Annotated in this window: 13 protein-coding genes; 11 read left to right on the plus strand and 2 right to left on the minus strand. The window is 61.2% G+C overall.

The window, feature by feature from the left end; genetic code table 11:
• The first annotated feature begins 139 nt into the window (after nucleotides 1–139).
• On the plus strand, nucleotides 140–394 hold the full coding sequence (locus Q7C33_RS22845) for a hypothetical protein (protein ID WP_003186715.1): 255 nt from the start codon (nucleotides 140–142) through the stop codon (nucleotides 392–394).
• A 43-nt stretch (nucleotides 395–437) separates the two neighbouring features.
• Nucleotides 438–1,007, plus strand: coding sequence for a lipocalin family protein (locus tag Q7C33_RS22850; RefSeq protein ID WP_030141454.1), 570 nt, complete (start codon nucleotides 438–440; stop codon nucleotides 1,005–1,007).
• Between the two features lie 135 nt (nucleotides 1,008–1,142).
• On the opposite strand, the gene Q7C33_RS22855 is transcribed toward Q7C33_RS22850, so the two are convergent.
• A complete protein-coding gene (locus tag Q7C33_RS22855; protein ID WP_407684211.1) occupies nucleotides 1,143–2,507 on the minus strand; it encodes a formimidoylglutamate deiminase in 1,365 nt (454 codons plus the stop codon).
• A gap of 145 nt (nucleotides 2,508–2,652) precedes the next feature.
• Here Q7C33_RS22855 and hutC point away from each other — a divergent pair, with 145 nt between their 5' ends.
• Nucleotides 2,653–3,363 (plus strand): histidine utilization repressor, encoded by a 711-nt coding sequence (gene hutC, locus Q7C33_RS22860; protein WP_181291028.1) that lies wholly within the window; start codon nucleotides 2,653–2,655, stop codon nucleotides 3,361–3,363.
• On the plus strand, nucleotides 3,360–3,929 hold the full coding sequence (locus Q7C33_RS22865) for a HutD/Ves family protein (protein WP_407684212.1): 570 nt from the start codon (nucleotides 3,360–3,362) through the stop codon (nucleotides 3,927–3,929). Before hutC ends, Q7C33_RS22865 begins: the two co-directional genes overlap by 4 nt.
• 97 nt (nucleotides 3,930–4,026) lie before the next feature.
• Here the strand turns inward: Q7C33_RS22865 and Q7C33_RS22870 are convergent, their stop codons facing one another.
• Nucleotides 4,027–5,295, minus strand: coding sequence for an IS110 family transposase (locus tag Q7C33_RS22870; protein WP_407684213.1), 1,269 nt, complete (start codon nucleotides 5,293–5,295; stop codon nucleotides 4,027–4,029).
• A 627-nt stretch (nucleotides 5,296–5,922) separates the two neighbouring features.
• Between Q7C33_RS22870 and hutU the strand changes: the two genes are divergently transcribed.
• The 7 genes from hutU (at nucleotide 5,923) to hutH (Q7C33_RS22905) (ending at nucleotide 15,370) form a co-directional block, all read left to right on the plus strand.
• The gene (gene hutU, locus Q7C33_RS22875) at nucleotides 5,923–7,611 is read left to right on the plus strand and encodes a urocanate hydratase (protein ID WP_039592729.1); all 1,689 of its coding nucleotides are present in this window, start codon (nucleotides 5,923–5,925) and stop codon (nucleotides 7,609–7,611) included.
• A gap of 148 nt (nucleotides 7,612–7,759) precedes the next feature.
• Nucleotides 7,760–9,226: a purine-cytosine permease family protein gene (locus tag Q7C33_RS22880; protein ID WP_407684214.1), complete on the plus strand. Its 1,467-nt coding sequence runs from the start codon at nucleotides 7,760–7,762 to the stop codon at nucleotides 9,224–9,226.
• A gap of 70 nt (nucleotides 9,227–9,296) precedes the next feature.
• The gene (locus tag Q7C33_RS22885) at nucleotides 9,297–10,265 is read left to right on the plus strand and encodes an ABC transporter substrate-binding protein (protein ID WP_014336129.1); all 969 of its coding nucleotides are present in this window, start codon (nucleotides 9,297–9,299) and stop codon (nucleotides 10,263–10,265) included.
• Between the two features lie 71 nt (nucleotides 10,266–10,336).
• On the plus strand, nucleotides 10,337–11,188 hold the full coding sequence (locus Q7C33_RS22890; RefSeq protein ID WP_030138265.1) for an ABC transporter permease: 852 nt from the start codon (nucleotides 10,337–10,339) through the stop codon (nucleotides 11,186–11,188).
• Nucleotides 11,185–12,015: a quaternary amine ABC transporter ATP-binding protein gene (locus Q7C33_RS22895; RefSeq protein WP_050586211.1), complete on the plus strand. Its 831-nt coding sequence runs from the start codon at nucleotides 11,185–11,187 to the stop codon at nucleotides 12,013–12,015. Before Q7C33_RS22890 ends, Q7C33_RS22895 begins: the two co-directional genes overlap by 4 nt.
• A gap of 169 nt (nucleotides 12,016–12,184) precedes the next feature.
• Nucleotides 12,185–13,708, plus strand: a complete 1,524-nt coding sequence (gene hutH, locus Q7C33_RS22900; RefSeq protein WP_407684215.1) for a histidine ammonia-lyase — start codon at nucleotides 12,185–12,187, stop codon at nucleotides 13,706–13,708.
• A 129-nt stretch (nucleotides 13,709–13,837) separates the two neighbouring features.
• Nucleotides 13,838–15,370 carry a histidine ammonia-lyase gene (hutH, locus tag Q7C33_RS22905; protein WP_198797389.1) on the plus strand — a complete coding sequence of 511 codons (1,533 nt, stop codon included), beginning with the start codon at nucleotides 13,838–13,840 and terminating at the stop codon, nucleotides 15,368–15,370.
• Nucleotides 15,371–15,419: the final 49 nt, after the last annotated feature.

Below are 15,419 nucleotides of genomic sequence, written 5' to 3' on the forward strand. Positions count from 1 at the left end.
ACACTCTGGCTGATTCATCGGTGAAACACCTTTGCACAGCCAATAAATACTGGGGTAGTCGGGGAACCAGATAGGGGTTTTCTCTTCTAAGGTTCAGGTTGGCACCCTGCCACCTCCCTTCCGTTCCAGGAGTTACACCATGTCGCTGCGTTCTATCGCCCTGCTGTTTATGTGCGTCGTGTTGACCGCATGCAGCAAGGTCAACCAGGAAAACTATTCGAAGCTGTCGGCCGGGATGCCCAAGGCCGAGGTCGAGACGTTGCTGGGAAAACCGACTGACTGTTCGGGCGCGCTCGGCATGTCCAGCTGCACCTGGGGCGACCAGAAAAGCTTTATCAGCGTGCAGTACGCCGGTGACAAAGTGTTGATGTTTTCCGGCCAAGGCCTGAAGTAACCTGGAGTAAACCGGGGCCAAGCGCCCACGGGAGAAAAAAATAATGATGCGGTTAGTTTTTGTGCTTTTGGCTGGCCTGGTATTGGCCGGCTGTGCCACTTCTGGCGTAGACCCGTTGGCGCCCAAGACTGTCAACAGTGTCAATCTCAAGCGTTACCAAGGGACCTGGTACGAGCTGGCCCGCCTGCCGATGTATTTCCAGCGCAACTGCGCGCAATCGGAAGCTCACTACACCCTCAAGCCTGACGGCAATGTGGACGTGTTCAACCGCTGCCTGACCTCCGATTGGAAGTGGGAAGAGGCCAGGGGCACCGCTTACCCGCAGGTGCCGGGCAAGACCGACAAGCTCTGGGTCGAATTCGATACCTGGTTCTCGAAAGTCCTGCCGGGCGTGGCCAAGGGTGAGTATTGGGTGCTGTACGTCAGCGATGACTACAAGACCGCCATCGTTGGTGACCCGAGCCGTCGCTACATGTGGCTGCTGTCCCGCACGCCAACGGTCAAGGTCGATGTACGCGAAGAGCTGCTGAGCAAGGCGCGGCAGCAAGGGTATGACACGACGCGGTTGGTCTGGCGTGCATCGGACCGGCAGATGGCCAAGACTTCGGACTGACCGTCACCCGAAACCAATGTGGGAGCGAGCTTGCTCGCGATAGCGGACTTTCAATCAACATTTATGTTGAAGGTAAAGGCCTCATCGCGAGCAAGCTCGCTCCCACATTTGTATTTCCATCTTGATTTTTTGGTGTCAATTCAATAGCTCGCGCAGGACCTGGGTAAACGCCCGGGCGCTTTCTTCCTCGCCGGCATGGTGTCCGTCGCGCACTTGCCACTTGCCGGCAACCATCACATCCCGCACCTGGCGATCGCCGCCGGCAAACAGCCAACGGTTGAGGATGCCGTCGCCATTGGCCGTGGCCAGGTACGGATCGTTGCCATCGAGCACCAGCCAGTCGGCGCGCTTGCCGACTTCCAACGCGCCGATGGGTTGGCCCAACGCCTGGGCGCCACCTTCCAACGCTGCGTCATACAGGGTACGTCCCACCATCGGCTGATCCGTTCGGTACAACCGGTTGCGGCGCTGGTCCCGCAGCCGCTGGCCATATTCCAACCAGCGCAACTCTTCGACCACGCTCAGCGACACATGGCTATCGGACCCGATACCCATCCGCCCACCTTGGGCGAGGAAGTCCACGGCTGGAAAAATCCCGTCGCCCAGATTGGCTTCGGTGGTCAGGCACAGGCCGGCAATCGCCCGGCTCTTGGCCATCAGGCTGACTTCCTGCGGATTGGCGTGGGTGGCATGGACCAGGCACCAGCGTTGATCCACCTCGGCATTTTCGTACAGCCATTGCAGCGGACGCACGCCGCTCCAGCTCAGGCAGTCGTCGACTTCCTTTTGCTGTTCGGCGATGTGGATGTGCACCGGGCAATCACGGTCGCTGGCGGCCAGCACGTCATGGATCTGCCCCGGTGTCACGGCGCGCAGCGAGTGGAAGCACAAGCCCAGCGCCTGGGACGGTTGCCCGGCCAGGATCGGCTGCAAGCGTGACTGGAGCTTCAGGTAGTTTTCGGTGCTGTTGATGAACCGGCGCTGCCCGTCGTTGGGTGCCTGGCCGCCGAAACTGGAATGGCTGTAGAGCACCGGCAGCAAGGTCAAGCCAATGCCCGCGGCACTGGCGGCCTGACTGATACGCAGGGCCAGTTCGGCCGGGTCGGCGTAAGGCGTGCCGTCGGTGTCATGGTGTACGTAATGGAATTCGGCAACCGAGGTATAGCCGGCCTTGAGCATTTCGATGTAAAGCTGCCGGGCGATGATGCCAAGCTGGTCGGGGCTGATCTTTCCGACGAGGCGATACATCAGGTCGCGCCAGGTCCAGAAACTGTCATTGGGATTGCCCGCCACTTCCGCCAGCCCGGCCATGGCTCGCTGGAACGCATGGGAATGCAGGTTCGGCATGCCCGGCAACAGCGGACCACTCAGCCGTTCGGCGCCGTCTGCATGGGAATCGGCCTGGACATGGGTCAGGACGCCCTCGGCGTCGACCTCAAGACGTACATCTTTGGCCCATCCATTAGGCAGTAGCGCACGCTCGGCAAAGAAGGCGGACATCGGTTGAACCTCGTTGCGTGTAATTTGTATATACATATACAGACGTTTGCCTGCCCGGTAAACTCCGGCAAGCTAGTCATCAACATTCGCAGAACAGGAATACGCCGTGCCGACTCCGCCTGCCAAACCGCCGCTGGCCGCACACATGGGTGACAGTCCGGCGCCCTTGTACGCCCGCGTCAAACAGATGATCACCCAGCAGATCGACAGTGGAAACTGGCCGCCGCATTATCGCGTGCCCTCGGAAAGCGAACTGGTCAGCCAGTTGGGCTTCAGCCGCATGACCATCAACCGCGCCCTGCGGGAAATGACCGCCGATGGCCTGCTGGTGCGCATGCAGGGTGTCGGCACGTTCGTGGCCGAACCGAAGAGTCAGTCCGCGCTGTTCGAAGTGCACAACATCGCCGATGAAATCGCCTCCCGCGGTCATCGCCACACCTGCAAGGTCATCACCCTCGAAGAAGAGGCCGCCGGTTCCGAGCGCGCGTTGGCCCTGGACATGCGCGAAGGCCAGAAGGTGTTCCACTCGTTGATCGTGCATTTCGAGAACGACATCCCCGTGCAAATCGAGGACCGTTTCGTCAACGCACTGGTGGCGCCCGAGTATCTCAAGCAAGACTTCACCCTCCAAACGCCCTACGCCTATCTGAATCAGGTTGCGCCGCTGACCGAAGGCGAGCATGTGGTCGAGGCAATCCTGGCCGAGCCGAGCGAATGCAAGCTGCTGCAGATCGAGCGGGGCGAGCCGTGCCTGTTGATCCGTCGCCGCACCTGGTCCGGGCGCCAGCCGGTGACCGCCGCACGCCTGATCCATCCGGGCTCCCGTCACAGTCTGGAAGGGCGTTTTCATAAATGAGCCAGTTGAAGGTTTTACGCGCTGCGGATTACCCGCGCATGCCGTGGAAGAACGGCGGTGGCAGCACGGAAGAAATCACCCGCGATGCCGGTGCCGGCCTCGAAGGCTTCGGCTGGCGCCTGTCGATTGCCGATATAGGTGAGTCGGGTGGTTTTTCCACCTTCGCCGGTTACGAGCGGGTCATCAGCGTCTTGCAAGGGGATGGCATGACCCTGAACGTCGATGGCCAGGCCACGCGGCCTTTGCATCCGCTGGACCCTTTTGCGTTCAGCGGTGAGAGTCATGTGCATTGCACGCTGCTGGGCGGGCCGATTCGCGACTTCAACCTGATCTACGCGCCGCAGCGTTACCGTGCGCGGTTACAGTGGTTGGGCGGCCAGCAGCGGTTTTTCAGCGAGGCGGAGACGGTATTGGTGTTCAGTGCGGCCCCGGGGTTGGCGATCAGGATCGAGGATTCCGCCGTTGACCTGGGACTTTACGATTGTCTGCAACTGAGCGGTAACACCACGCTGGTGGATGTTTCCACTCACGGTCAATGCTGCGTGATTGAGCTGACGGCCCACTGACGTCGGCTTCACTCACCCTGTGGCGAGGGAGCTTGCTCCCGCTCGACTGCGCAGCAGTCGCAAGGTATGGGGCCGCTTCACGCCCTGAGCTCTTCCGTCAACATGCTTTCGTTACCTCCGGTGCTGTCATCAAAGGCGAGTTGTGGCGGGTCAGGGCTTGTAGATAGGTGCTTTCGTCGTACGGGACTCTAGCCTTCCAGCACCGATAAGCGATCCTGATCCATTTAAAAGCCAGGGCCCTCAGGGCTGCTTGATGAGAGCAGCCCTTGGCCTTCTGCTGGCGATAGTATGCCCCTGCCCATGCCGATTGATTGATGCTGTGGGCAGCCCACTCCACAAACGTCTGGCGCAAAAAGATTGAGCATAGATAGCGCCAGCGGACGATTTTCTTCTTGCCACTGCGCTCGGTAACCGGGGCGATCCCGGCATATCGCTGCACAGCACCAGCATTCTTGAAGCGATCACGCTGCTCACCAAAAGCCACCATCAGCCGGGGTGCAAGCTGTTGCCCGGCCCCAGGCAAGGATTTGAAGAGGCTGTAATCGGCCAGGGTATTGGCCGTTTCTTCAATCGCCGCGTCAAACTGCTTGATCGCCACCAGCATCCCGCTCAACTGCGATGCCAGGGTCCGTACATACAGCGCTGAAGGGTTAACAATCCCCGGATCCTCTGTCAGCGGCGTGGCCTGGTGGATCAAGGCCAGACGCTCCTGATTGAGTTCTGCATGGCGAACATTATGCGCGTTAAGAAACTTCAAAACGCTGGTAGGCCGAGCACGTTTAAGTGCTTCCAATGTCGACCAACGCTCCAGGAAATTACAAAACACCAGCGTGTCATGGTCGTGGAACAACTCCAGCACCAACGGATAGTACTGCTTAAGCATGCAAACCAACCGATTGCTGATTCTTACTCGCTCATCAACCAAGGTTCGCCGATGTTCGGTCAAGCTAGCCAGAGAGCGTATGGCAGGACTTTGTTTCTCTTGCTGGGGAAATCTGTCGGGATGCTTGAGCAACAACTCAAGCGCCCACTGGGCATCGCTCGGATCATCCTTCGCACCGCTGGGAATGAAGGCTTTACGGTGCTTGGCTAAGGTGGCAGGGTTAATCGGGAACAAACAAAAGAAATCATATTTTTGCAGAGCCGCGATCAAAGGTCCTTTGTCTAATTCCACGGCAATGGCGATGGGACCGCCATAGCGCTGGTACAGCGCATGAGCCCATTGATCGATGGCTTCGGGGGTGTGTCGGATCACCGAGAAGGACCGCTGGGCCTGCCCAGCAACCTGCAAGCAAACGTCATGTTTGGTATCGGCCCAATCAATTCCGATATAAGCAGTGAATTCTTGAGACAACAGCGTTTGCATGGCACACCTCCACAGACGCTAAAGTACATGCAGGAACATGCATGCTTGCGTCCAGCGAAGGCGATATAGAGAGCCGTGGCCGGCTTTCCCTGAGTGTTCGTTAGAGGGCGCAAGCGCACCTGCTGGGCTCGAAGGTGAAGCGGTAATCATCGAAATGCGTTGCAGCCCTATTCGTAGCCCGCAGGTGCATGTTCCTTCCTCGCCGACAACCGAATTCCAGCGAACATCAGTATGGAAGAGGAAGGAGCGGACTACCTATATCGCAGCCCAGCGGGAGCAAGCTCCCTCGCCACAAAAAGCGCGTTCGTTGTTCCTTCAGCGCGCACCAACTTGTTACCGAACGCCCCAGCGTGGCGCAATACCACGCTTTTGTGTCCCCCCGATTCCTCCCTTAAGCACCCTCATCAAAAATTTCATGCAGCTCGACAGCCTTTCAATCACGGGGCTTTCAGCGATGTCTCCAATCTTTCTTGAACGAGCCCTCAACAAGTTGGCCGCTTGATTGCATATGCTTGTACATACAAGTAAAGACGTATGCGTATGAGTCACTTGCGTTCAACGCAACGTCCGCTGAATCGCTGCCCACTGCCCGGGCTGGTCTGGATTGATCGCTGAGGAGTTTTTGCTGTGACCGACGCTACCCGCAAACCTGAAAAATACCGTGACGTTGAAATCCGCGCCCCTCGCGGTAACACGCTGACCGCCAAGAGCTGGCTGACCGAAGCGCCGCTGCGCATGCTGATGAACAACCTCGACCCGGAAGTGGCCGAGAACCCCAAGGAACTGGTGGTCTACGGTGGCATCGGCCGCGCGGCGCGCAACTGGGAGTGCTACGACAAGATCGTCGAAAGCCTCACCAATCTGAATGATGACGAAACCCTGCTGGTGCAATCCGGCAAGCCGGTGGGCGTGTTCAAGACCCACAGCAACGCCCCGCGCGTGCTGATCGCCAACTCCAACCTGGTGCCGCACTGGGCCAGTTGGGAACACTTCAACGAACTCGACGCCAAGGGCCTGGCCATGTACGGCCAGATGACCGCCGGCAGCTGGATCTACATCGGCAGCCAGGGCATCGTGCAAGGCACCTATGAAACCTTCGTCGAGGCTGGTCGCCAGCACTACGATTCCAACCTCAAGGGCCGTTGGGTCCTGACCGCCGGCCTGGGCGGCATGGGCGGCGCGCAACCGTTGGCCGCAACTTTGGCCGGTGCATGTTCGCTGAACATCGAGTGCCAGCAGGTGAGCATCGATTTCCGCCTGAAAACCCGCTACGTCGACGAGCAAGCCAAGGACCTCGACGACGCCCTGGCGCGCATCGAGAAATACACCGCCGAAGGCAAGGCAATATCCATCGCGCTGTGTGGGAACGCCGCCGAGATCCTGCCGGAAATGGTCCGTCGTGGTGTGCGCCCCGACATGGTCACCGACCAGACCAGCGCCCACGACCCACTCAACGGCTACCTGCCGGCCGGCTGGACCTGGGACGAATACCGCGCCCGCGCCAAGACCGAGCCTGCTGCCGTGGTGAAAGCCGCCAAGCAATCGATGGCCGTCCACGTCAAAGCCATGCTCGCCTTCCAGAAGATGGGCGTGCCGACCTTCGACTACGGCAACAACATTCGCCAGATGGCCCAGGAAGAGGGCGTCGAGAATGCCTTCGACTTCCCGGGTTTCGTCCCGGCCTACATCCGTCCGTTGTTCTGCCGTGGCATCGGCCCGTTCCGCTGGGCCGCGCTGTCGGGTGACCCGCAGGACATCTACAAGACCGACGCCAAGGTCAAGGAACTGATCCCTGACGACGCGCACCTGCACAACTGGTTGGACATGGCCCGCGAGCGCATCAGCTTCCAGGGCTTGCCGGCACGGATCTGCTGGGTCGGCCTGGGCCAGCGCGCCAAGTTGGGCCTGGCGTTCAACGAAATGGTGCGCAGCGGCGAGTTGTCGGCGCCGATCGTCATCGGTCGCGACCACCTCGACTCTGGCTCCGTGGCCAGCCCAAACCGTGAAACCGAATCCATGCAGGATGGCTCCGACGCCGTTTCCGACTGGCCGCTGCTCAACGCCTTGCTCAACACCGCCAGCGGCGCGACGTGGGTGTCGCTGCACCACGGTGGTGGCGTCGGCATGGGCTTCTCCCAGCACTCGGGCATGGTCATCGTTTGCGACGGTACCGACGAAGCGGCCGAGCGGATTGCCCGCGTGCTGCACAACGACCCGGGCACCGGGGTGATGCGCCATGCCGATGCCGGTTACCAGATTGCAATCGATTGCGCGAAGGAGCAGGGGCTGAACCTGCCGATGATCACCGGCAAGTAAACCCGGATCCCTTGTGGGAGCGAGCTTGCTCGCGATAGCGGTGGATCAGTACCGGTTCCGTCTACTGACACGCCCTCATCGCGAGCAAGCCCGCTCCCACAGGAATGCGGCGCAAACGAATACCAGAACAATCCACAGAGGTTGAACCATGGCTGTCACCAGCACACGCGAAAGCAGCAAGCCGTTGATCGAGAAACGTTCGATCGACTACATCCCGGAAGCGGAGCGGCACGGCCGATTGTTGAGCCAGTTCACCCTCTGGATGGGGGCCAACCTGCAGATCACTGCGATCGTCACCGGCGCATTGGCGGTGGTGCTGGGCGGTGATGTGTTCTGGTCGTTGATCGGTTTGCTGATCGGCCAGGTGCTCGGTGGTGGCGTCATGGCCTTGCATGCCGCCCAAGGGCCCAAGCTTGGCCTGCCGCAGATGATCTCCAGCCGTGTGCAGTTCGGTGTGTATGGCGCGGCCATCCCGATCGTGCTGGTGTGCCTGATGTACCTGGGTTTCACCGCAACGGGAACCGTGCTTTCCGGGCAGGCGCTGGGCCAGTTGTTTGGTGTCAGCGACAGTGTCGGCATCCTCATTTTCGCCAGTGTCATCGTGCTGGTCACGGTGCTCGGTTATCGGGTGATTCACTTCATTGGCCGTGTCGCCAGCGTCATTGGCGTGATCGCCTTTGTCTATCTGTTCGCTCGGTTGATCAGCCAGACCGACGTTGGCGCACTCCTGCAAATCCGCCATTTCAGCTGGAGCAGCTTCCTGCTGGCGGTGTCGCTCGCGGCCTCCTGGCAGATCGCCTTCGGCCCCTACGTGGCGGACTATTCGCGGTACCTGCCGAGCAAGACGTCCTCGGTGAAAACCTTTTTTGCCGCAGGCGCCGGTTCCGTCATCGGCGCGCAGGTGGCGATGATCCTTGGCGTGTTTGCCGCGGCCTCGGCCAACGGACAATTCGCCGGTCACGAAGTGGCCTACATCGTTGGCCTGGGCGGTACCGGTGCCACGGCTGCGTTGCTGTACTTCAGCATCGCGTTCGGCAAGGTCACCATCTCCACGCTGAACTCCTACGGCAGCTTCATGTGCATCGCGACCATCATCAGCGGTTTCCGGGGGCACCTGAACGTAACCCGTGTGCAGCGCCTGGTGTTCGTGCTGTTCATTGTCGGTGCCGCGACCCTGATTGCGCTGCTCGGCCAGCACTCGTTCCTCGGTGCGTTCAAGTCCTTCATCTTGTTCCTGCTGGCGTTCTTCACGCCGTGGAGTGCGATCAACCTGGTGGACTACTACTGCATCACGCGCGAGCGCTATGACGTGCCGGCGCTGGCCGATCCGACCGGTCGCTACGGCCGTTGGAACGTGCTCGGCATCAGCGTCTATGCCTTTGGCGTACTGGTTCAATTGCCGTTCATTGCGACCAAGTTCTATACCGGCCCACTGGTGAAAGCCATGGGTGGAGTGGATATCTCCTGGATCATCGGCCTGGTGGTCCCGGCGGCGCTGTACTACGTCCTCGCCAGGAGGTGGCACAGCGCAGTACCCGATCAATTGATCCTGCCGGTCGAGCAGGACACGGTTGACGCACAACCGAGCAGGGCGGGCCGCATCCAAGCGGTCTGATGGGACGTTGACAGGGCTGGATGCCTCTTGACTGCCGTAAGCCAATCCAACTGATTAGGAGCGTCACATAATGAAGTCGAACAAGACCCTGCTGACCACATTGCTTTCCATGGGCCTGCTGGCCAGCGCCGGCGCCACGCAAGCGGCCGGTTGGTGCGAGTCGGGTAAACCGGTGAAGTTCGCCGGCCTGAACTGGGAAAGCGGCATGCTGCTGACCGACGTCCTGCAAGTGGTGCTGGAAAAAGGCTACGACTGCAAGACCGACAGCCTGCCGGGCAACTCCATCACCATGGAGAACGCCCTGAGCAGCAACGACATCCAGGTGTTCGCCGAAGAATGGGTCGGCCGCAGCGAAGTATGGAACAAGGCCGAGAAGGCCGGCAAAGTGGTCGGCGTCGGTGCCCCGGTGGTGGGCGCCATCGAAGGCTGGTACGTGCCGCGCTACGTGGTTGAAGGCGACGCCAAGCGCAAGCTCGAAGCCAAGGCGCCGGGCCTGAAGAACATCGCCGACCTGGGCCAGTACGCCGCCGTGTTCAAGGACCCGGAAGAACCGTCCAAGGGCCGCTTCTACAACTGCCCGGCCGGTTGGACCTGCGAGCTGGACAACAGCGAAATGCTGAAAAGCTACGGCCTGGAAAAAACCTACACCAACTTCCGTCCAGGCACCGGCCCGGCGCTGGATGCGGCGGTGCTGTCGAGTTACAAGCGTGGCGAACCGATCTTGTTCTACTACTGGTCGCCAACGCCGCTGATGGGCCAGGTGGACCTGGTGAAATTGGAAGAGAAACCGGGCGTGGATAAAAGCGTGAGCATCAAGGTCGGCCTGTCCAAGACCTTCCACGACGAAGCCCCGGAACTGGTGGCGGTCCTGGAAAAGGTCAACCTGCCCATCGATATCCTGAACCAGAACCTCGGGCGCATGGCCAAAGAGCGGATCGAGTCGCCGAAACTGGCGAAGATCTTCCTGAAGGAACATCCTGAAGTCTGGCATGCGTGGGTCAGCGAAGACGCTGCCAAGAAAATCGACGCGGCTCTGTAGGTCGAATATTTCCCGGCCAACCCATGGGCTGGCCGGGACATTCACCGCATCCACCTGATCGAGAGTCTCTTATGTTTCCCGAAAGCTTTACCTTCTCCATCGCCGACTGGGTCAACGGTTGGGTCGACGCCCTGGTGACCAACTATGGCGACGTGTTCCGGCACATCTCCGACACGTTGCTGTGGGCCATCGTCAACCTCGAAGGCCTGCTGCGCATGGCGCCCTGGTGGCTGATGCTGGCCATTGTCGGCGGCGTTGCCTGGCACGCCACGCGCAAGGTCGTCACCACGGCGGTGATCGTTGGCCTGCTGTTCCTGGTGGGCGCGGTGGGCCTGTGGGACAAGCTCATGCAGACCCTCGCCCTGATGCTGGTGGCGACGCTGATCTCGGTGATGATCGGCATTCCGCTGGGCATCCTCTCGGCGCGCAGCAATCGCCTGCGTTCGGTGCTGATGCCGTTGCTGGACATCATGCAGACCATGCCGAGTTTCGTGTACCTGATTCCGGTGTTGATGCTGTTCGGCCTGGGCAAGGTCCCGGCGATCTTCGCCACGGTGATCTACGCCGCGCCACCGTTGATTCGCCTGACCGACCTGGGCATCCGCCAGGTGGACGGCGAAGTGATGGAAGCCATCAACGCCTTCGGCGCCAACCGCTGGCAGCAGCTGTTCGGCGTGCAACTGCCCCTGGCCCTGCCGAGCATCATGGCCGGGATCAACCAGACCACCATGATGGCCCTGTCGATGGTGGTCATTGCCTCGATGATCGGCGCCCGTGGCCTGGGTGAAGACGTGCTGGTGGGCATCCAGACCCTCAACGTCGGGCGTGGCCTGGAAGCGGGCCTGGCCATCGTGATTCTCGCCGTGGTCATCGACCGCATTACCCAGGCCTATGGTCGTCCTCGGCATGAGGTGAGCAAATGAGCAACGCAGCCATCAGCAAGATCGAAGTCAAGAATGTCTTCAAGATTTTCGGCAACCGCTCCAAGGAAGCCCTGGAGCTGATCCGCCAGAACAAGACCAAGGACCAGGTGCTGGCCGAAACCGGCTGCGTGGTCGGCGTGAACGATCTGTCGCTGAGTATCGGCACCGGCGAGATCTTCGTGATCATGGGCCTGTCCGGCTCCGGCAAGTCCACCCTGGTGCGCCATTTCAACCGGCTGATCGATCCCACCAGCGGCGCGATCCTGGTGGACGGCGAAGACATCCTGCAACTGGATATGGACGCCCTGCGCGAATTTCGCCGGCACAAGATCAGCATGGTCTTCCAGAGCTTCGGCCTGCTGCCCCACAAGAGCGTGCTGGACAACGTCGCCTATGGCTTGAAAGTCCGTGGGGAGAGCAAGCAGGTGTGCGCCGAGCGCGCACTGCACTGGATCAACACCGTCGGGCTGAAAGGCTACGAAAACAAATACCCGCACCAGCTCTCCGGCGGCATGCGCCAGCGCGTCGGCCTGGCCCGGGCCCTGGCGGCGGACACCGACATCATCCTGATGGACGAAGCCTTCAGCGCCCTCGATCCGCTGATCCGCGCGGAAATGCAGGATCAGTTGCTGGAACTGCAAAAGACCCTGCACAAGACCATCGTCTTCATCACCCACGACCTCGACGAGGCCGTGCGCATCGGCAACCGCATTGCGATCCTCAAGGACGGCAAGCTGATCCAGGTCGGCACGCCGCGGGAGATCCTGCACTCGCCGGCGGATGAGTATGTCGATCGGTTTGTGCAGCGGCGGGCGGCGGTGGTTTGAGGGATTTGTGATGGCTGGGCTGGCGTCATCGCGAGCAAGCTCGCTCCCACAAGGGGCCTCCTTTGTTCACACATTTTTTGCCCAAAGGAAATCCCTGTGGGAGCGAGCTTGCTCGCGATAGGGCCGGCAAAGCTGCATCAATGTTCAAGTTGCAAGCATGAGGTTGAAGATGTCCCAGGCTGAAAAAATCATCATCACCGGCGCCCCCCTGCGCTGGCAGGACGTGGTCGCCGTCGCCCGCTTCGGCGCGCCGCTGGAACTGTCGGCCCAAGTCTGGGCGCGGATCGACAATGCCCAGGCCATCGTCCAGCGCATCGTCGAAAGCGGCGAGCGCGCCTATGGCGTCAACACCGGCCTCGGGGCATTGTGCAATGTCTCGCTCAAGGATGAACAACTCAGCCAGCTGTCGCGCAATACCTTGCTCAGCCATGCCTGTGGTGTCGGCCCGGCACTCTCCGACGAGCAGACCCGGGCAATCCTCTGCGCCGCCATCCACAACTACAGCCAAGGCAAGTCCGGCATTCATCGCCGGGTGGTCGAGGCGTTGCTGGCGCTGCTCAATCGCGGCATCACGCCGCAAGTGCCGTCCCAGGGTTCGGTGGGTTACCTGACCCACATGGCGCACGTCGGCATCGCGCTGCTGGGCGTTGGACAGGTCAGCTATCGCGGGCAAGTCGTCCCGGCGCAACAGGCCCTGGCCGCAGAAGGTTTGCAACCGGTGCAACTGGGGGCCAAGGACGGTTTGTGCCTGGTCAACGGCACGCCGTGCATGACCGGCCTCAGTTGCCTGGCCCTGGCCGATGCCACGCGGCTGGTGCAATGGGCGGATGTGATCGGCGCCATGAGCTTCGAAGCCCAGCGCGGGCAGATTGCCGCGTTCGATGCCGAGATCATCGCGCTCAAGCCACACCCCGGCATGCAGCAGGTTGGCGTGAACCTGCGGGCATTGCTCGATGGCAGCGAAGTCATTGCGTCAAGCCTGGGCATCCGCACCCAGGACGCCTTGAGCATCCGCTCGATTCCGCAAGTGCACGGCGCTGCTCGCGATCAACTGGAGCACGCCCGGCAACAGATTGAAACCGAGCTCAACGCCGTCACCGACAACCCGCTGCTCCTGGGTACGCCAGAGAATTTCCGGGTCATGTCCCAGGCCAATCCCCACGGCCAATCGGTGGCGTTGGCGGCGGACTTGCTGGCGATTGCCATGGCAGAGATCGGCTCCATCGCCGAGCGTCGCCTCGACCGCTTGATCAACCCTCACGTCAGCGGCTTGCCGGCGTTCCTGGTGGCCAACCCCGGCGTGAACTCGGGGATGATGATCGTGCAATACGTCGCCGCGTCGCTGTGCGCGGAAAACAAGCAACTGGCGCAACCGGCGGTGCTGGATAATTTCGTCACCTCGGGATTGCAGGAAGATCACCTGAGCATGGGCACCAACGCGGCCCTGAAGCTGCACCGGGCGCTGGAAAACTGCACGCAGATCCTCGCCATCGAATACCTGCTGGCGGCCCAGGCCCTTGAGTTTCTCAAGGCCCAGCGCTTCGGCGCCGGCACCGACATCGCCTGGAAGCTGCTGCGCGAGCGCGTTCCAGCCTACGATCAGGACCGCTGGCTGGCGCCGGACATCGCCAGTGCCGCCGGGCTGATCAGAGACCCCGACGTGCTGGGCACCGTGTTACCGAATTTGAATTGATCAAAAAAGCGCCAGCGTGCCAAGGCACCTATAGCCCACAAGGCATCGCCCAAAAGCGAAGGTGACGGATAACGGAACATTCCGGAGCGACTGGCGGGTGAAAAACAAAACTCTCAAAAGGAGCACTACATGACTGCCTTAAACCTGATTCCTGGCCAATTGAGCCTGGCTCAATTGCGTGACATCTATCAGCAACCGGTGAACCTGAGCCTCGACGCCAGCGCGTCGGCGCAGATCGAAGCCAGTGTTGCCTGCGTGGAACAGATCCTCGCCGAGAACCGCACCGCCTATGGCATCAATACCGGTTTCGGCCTGCTGGCCTCGACCCGCATCGCCAGCGAGGACCTGGAAAACCTCCAGCGTTCCCTGGTGCTGTCCCATGCCGCCGGTGTCGGCGAGCCGATCAGCGATGCACTGGTGCGGTTGATCATGGTGCTCAAGGTCAACAGCCTGAGCCGGGGTTTTTCCGGTATCCGCCGGCAGGTGATCGATGCGCTGATCGCACTGATCAACGCCGAGGTTTATCCACACATTCCGTTGAAAGGTTCGGTGGGTGCATCCGGTGACCTGGCGCCACTGGCGCACATGTCCCTGGTGCTGCTGGGCGAAGGCAAGGCCCGCTACAAGGGTGAATGGCTGCCGGCCGTCGAGGCCCTTAAAGTCGCTGGCCTCGCGCCGCTGACCCTGGCCGCCAAGGAAGGCCTGGCGCTGCTCAACGGCACCCAGGTCTCCACTGCGTTTGCCTTGCGCGGTTTGTTCGAAGGCGAAGACCTGTTTGCCGGTGCCCTGGCCCTGGGTGGCCTCACCGTGGAAGCGGTGCTCGGTTCGCGCTCGCCGTTCGATGCGCGCATCCATGCGGCTCGCGGCCAGAAAGGCCAGATCGATGCGGCCGCGGCCTATCGCGACCTGCTGGGCGAGCGCAGCGAAGTCTCCGATTCGCACCAGAACTGCGACAAGGTCCAGGATCCGTATTCCCTGCGCTGCCAGCCGCAAGTGATGGGCGCCTGCCTGACCCAGTTCCGCCAGGCCGCCGAGGTGCTGGTGATCGAGGCCAACGCCGTGTCGGATAACCCGCTGGTGTTCGCTGCCGAGGGCGACGTGATTTCAGGTGGCAACTTCCACGCCGAACCGGTGGCGATGGCCGCCGATAACATGGCCTTGGCAATCGCCGAGATCGGCTCCCTGAGCGAGCGGCGCATTTCGCTGATGATGGACAAGCACATGTCGCAACTGCCGCCGTTCCTGGTGGCCAATGGCGGCGTGAACTCCGGCTTCATGATCGCCCAGGTGACGGCGGCTGCGCTGGCCAGCGAAAACAAGGCTCTGTCCCATCCCCATTCGGTGGACAGCCTGCCGACTTCGGCGAACCAGGAAGATCACGTCTCCATGGCTCCGGCTGCGGGCAAGCGCTTGTGGGAAATGGCCGAGAACACCCGTGGGATCCTGGCGGTGGAATGGCTGGCGGCGTGCCAGGGGCTGGACCTGCGCGGTGGTTTGAAAACCTCCGCCAAGCTGGAACAGGCCAGGGCATTGCTGCGTGCAGAAGTGCCGTTCTACGAGAAGGACCGGTTCTTTGCGCCGGACATCAATGCAGCCAGCGAGCTGTTGGCGAGTCGGTGCCTGAACGAGCTGGTCGCGGCGCAGTTGTTGCCGAGCCTGTAAGGGCCCCTTCGCGAGCAAGCTCGCTCCCACAGGGGATCGGTGTCGAGCC

Origin of the sequence: Pseudomonas sp. BP11-1-1 (assembly GCF_052112105.1) — a bacterium.
Classification (GTDB): Bacteria; Pseudomonadota; Gammaproteobacteria; order Pseudomonadales; family Pseudomonadaceae; genus Aquipseudomonas; species Aquipseudomonas alvandae.

Coding starts and splice junctions, on each gene's coding strand:
- Q7C33_RS22890 (WP_030138265.1), top strand. CDS start 10,337: ATGTTTCCCGAAAGCTTTACCTTCTCCATCGCCGACTGGGTCAACGGT.
- Q7C33_RS22895 (WP_050586211.1), top strand. CDS start 11,185: ATGAGCAACGCAGCCATCAGCAAGATCGAAGTCAAGAATGTCTTCAAG.
- Q7C33_RS22850 (WP_030141454.1), top strand. CDS start 438: ATGATGCGGTTAGTTTTTGTGCTTTTGGCTGGCCTGGTATTGGCCGGC.
- Q7C33_RS22845 (WP_003186715.1), top strand. CDS start 140: ATGTCGCTGCGTTCTATCGCCCTGCTGTTTATGTGCGTCGTGTTGACC.
- hutH (WP_198797389.1), top strand. CDS start 13,838: ATGACTGCCTTAAACCTGATTCCTGGCCAATTGAGCCTGGCTCAATTG.
- hutC (WP_181291028.1), top strand. CDS start 2,653: ATGGGTGACAGTCCGGCGCCCTTGTACGCCCGCGTCAAACAGATGATC.
- Q7C33_RS22855 (WP_407684211.1), bottom strand. CDS start 2,507: ATGTCCGCCTTCTTTGCCGAGCGTGCGCTACTGCCTAATGGATGGGCC.
- hutH (WP_407684215.1), top strand. CDS start 12,185: ATGTCCCAGGCTGAAAAAATCATCATCACCGGCGCCCCCCTGCGCTGG.
- Q7C33_RS22865 (WP_407684212.1), top strand. CDS start 3,360: ATGAGCCAGTTGAAGGTTTTACGCGCTGCGGATTACCCGCGCATGCCG.
- Q7C33_RS22880 (WP_407684214.1), top strand. CDS start 7,760: ATGGCTGTCACCAGCACACGCGAAAGCAGCAAGCCGTTGATCGAGAAA.
- Q7C33_RS22885 (WP_014336129.1), top strand. CDS start 9,297: ATGAAGTCGAACAAGACCCTGCTGACCACATTGCTTTCCATGGGCCTG.
- Q7C33_RS22870 (WP_407684213.1), bottom strand. CDS start 5,295: ATGCAAACGCTGTTGTCTCAAGAATTCACTGCTTATATCGGAATTGAT.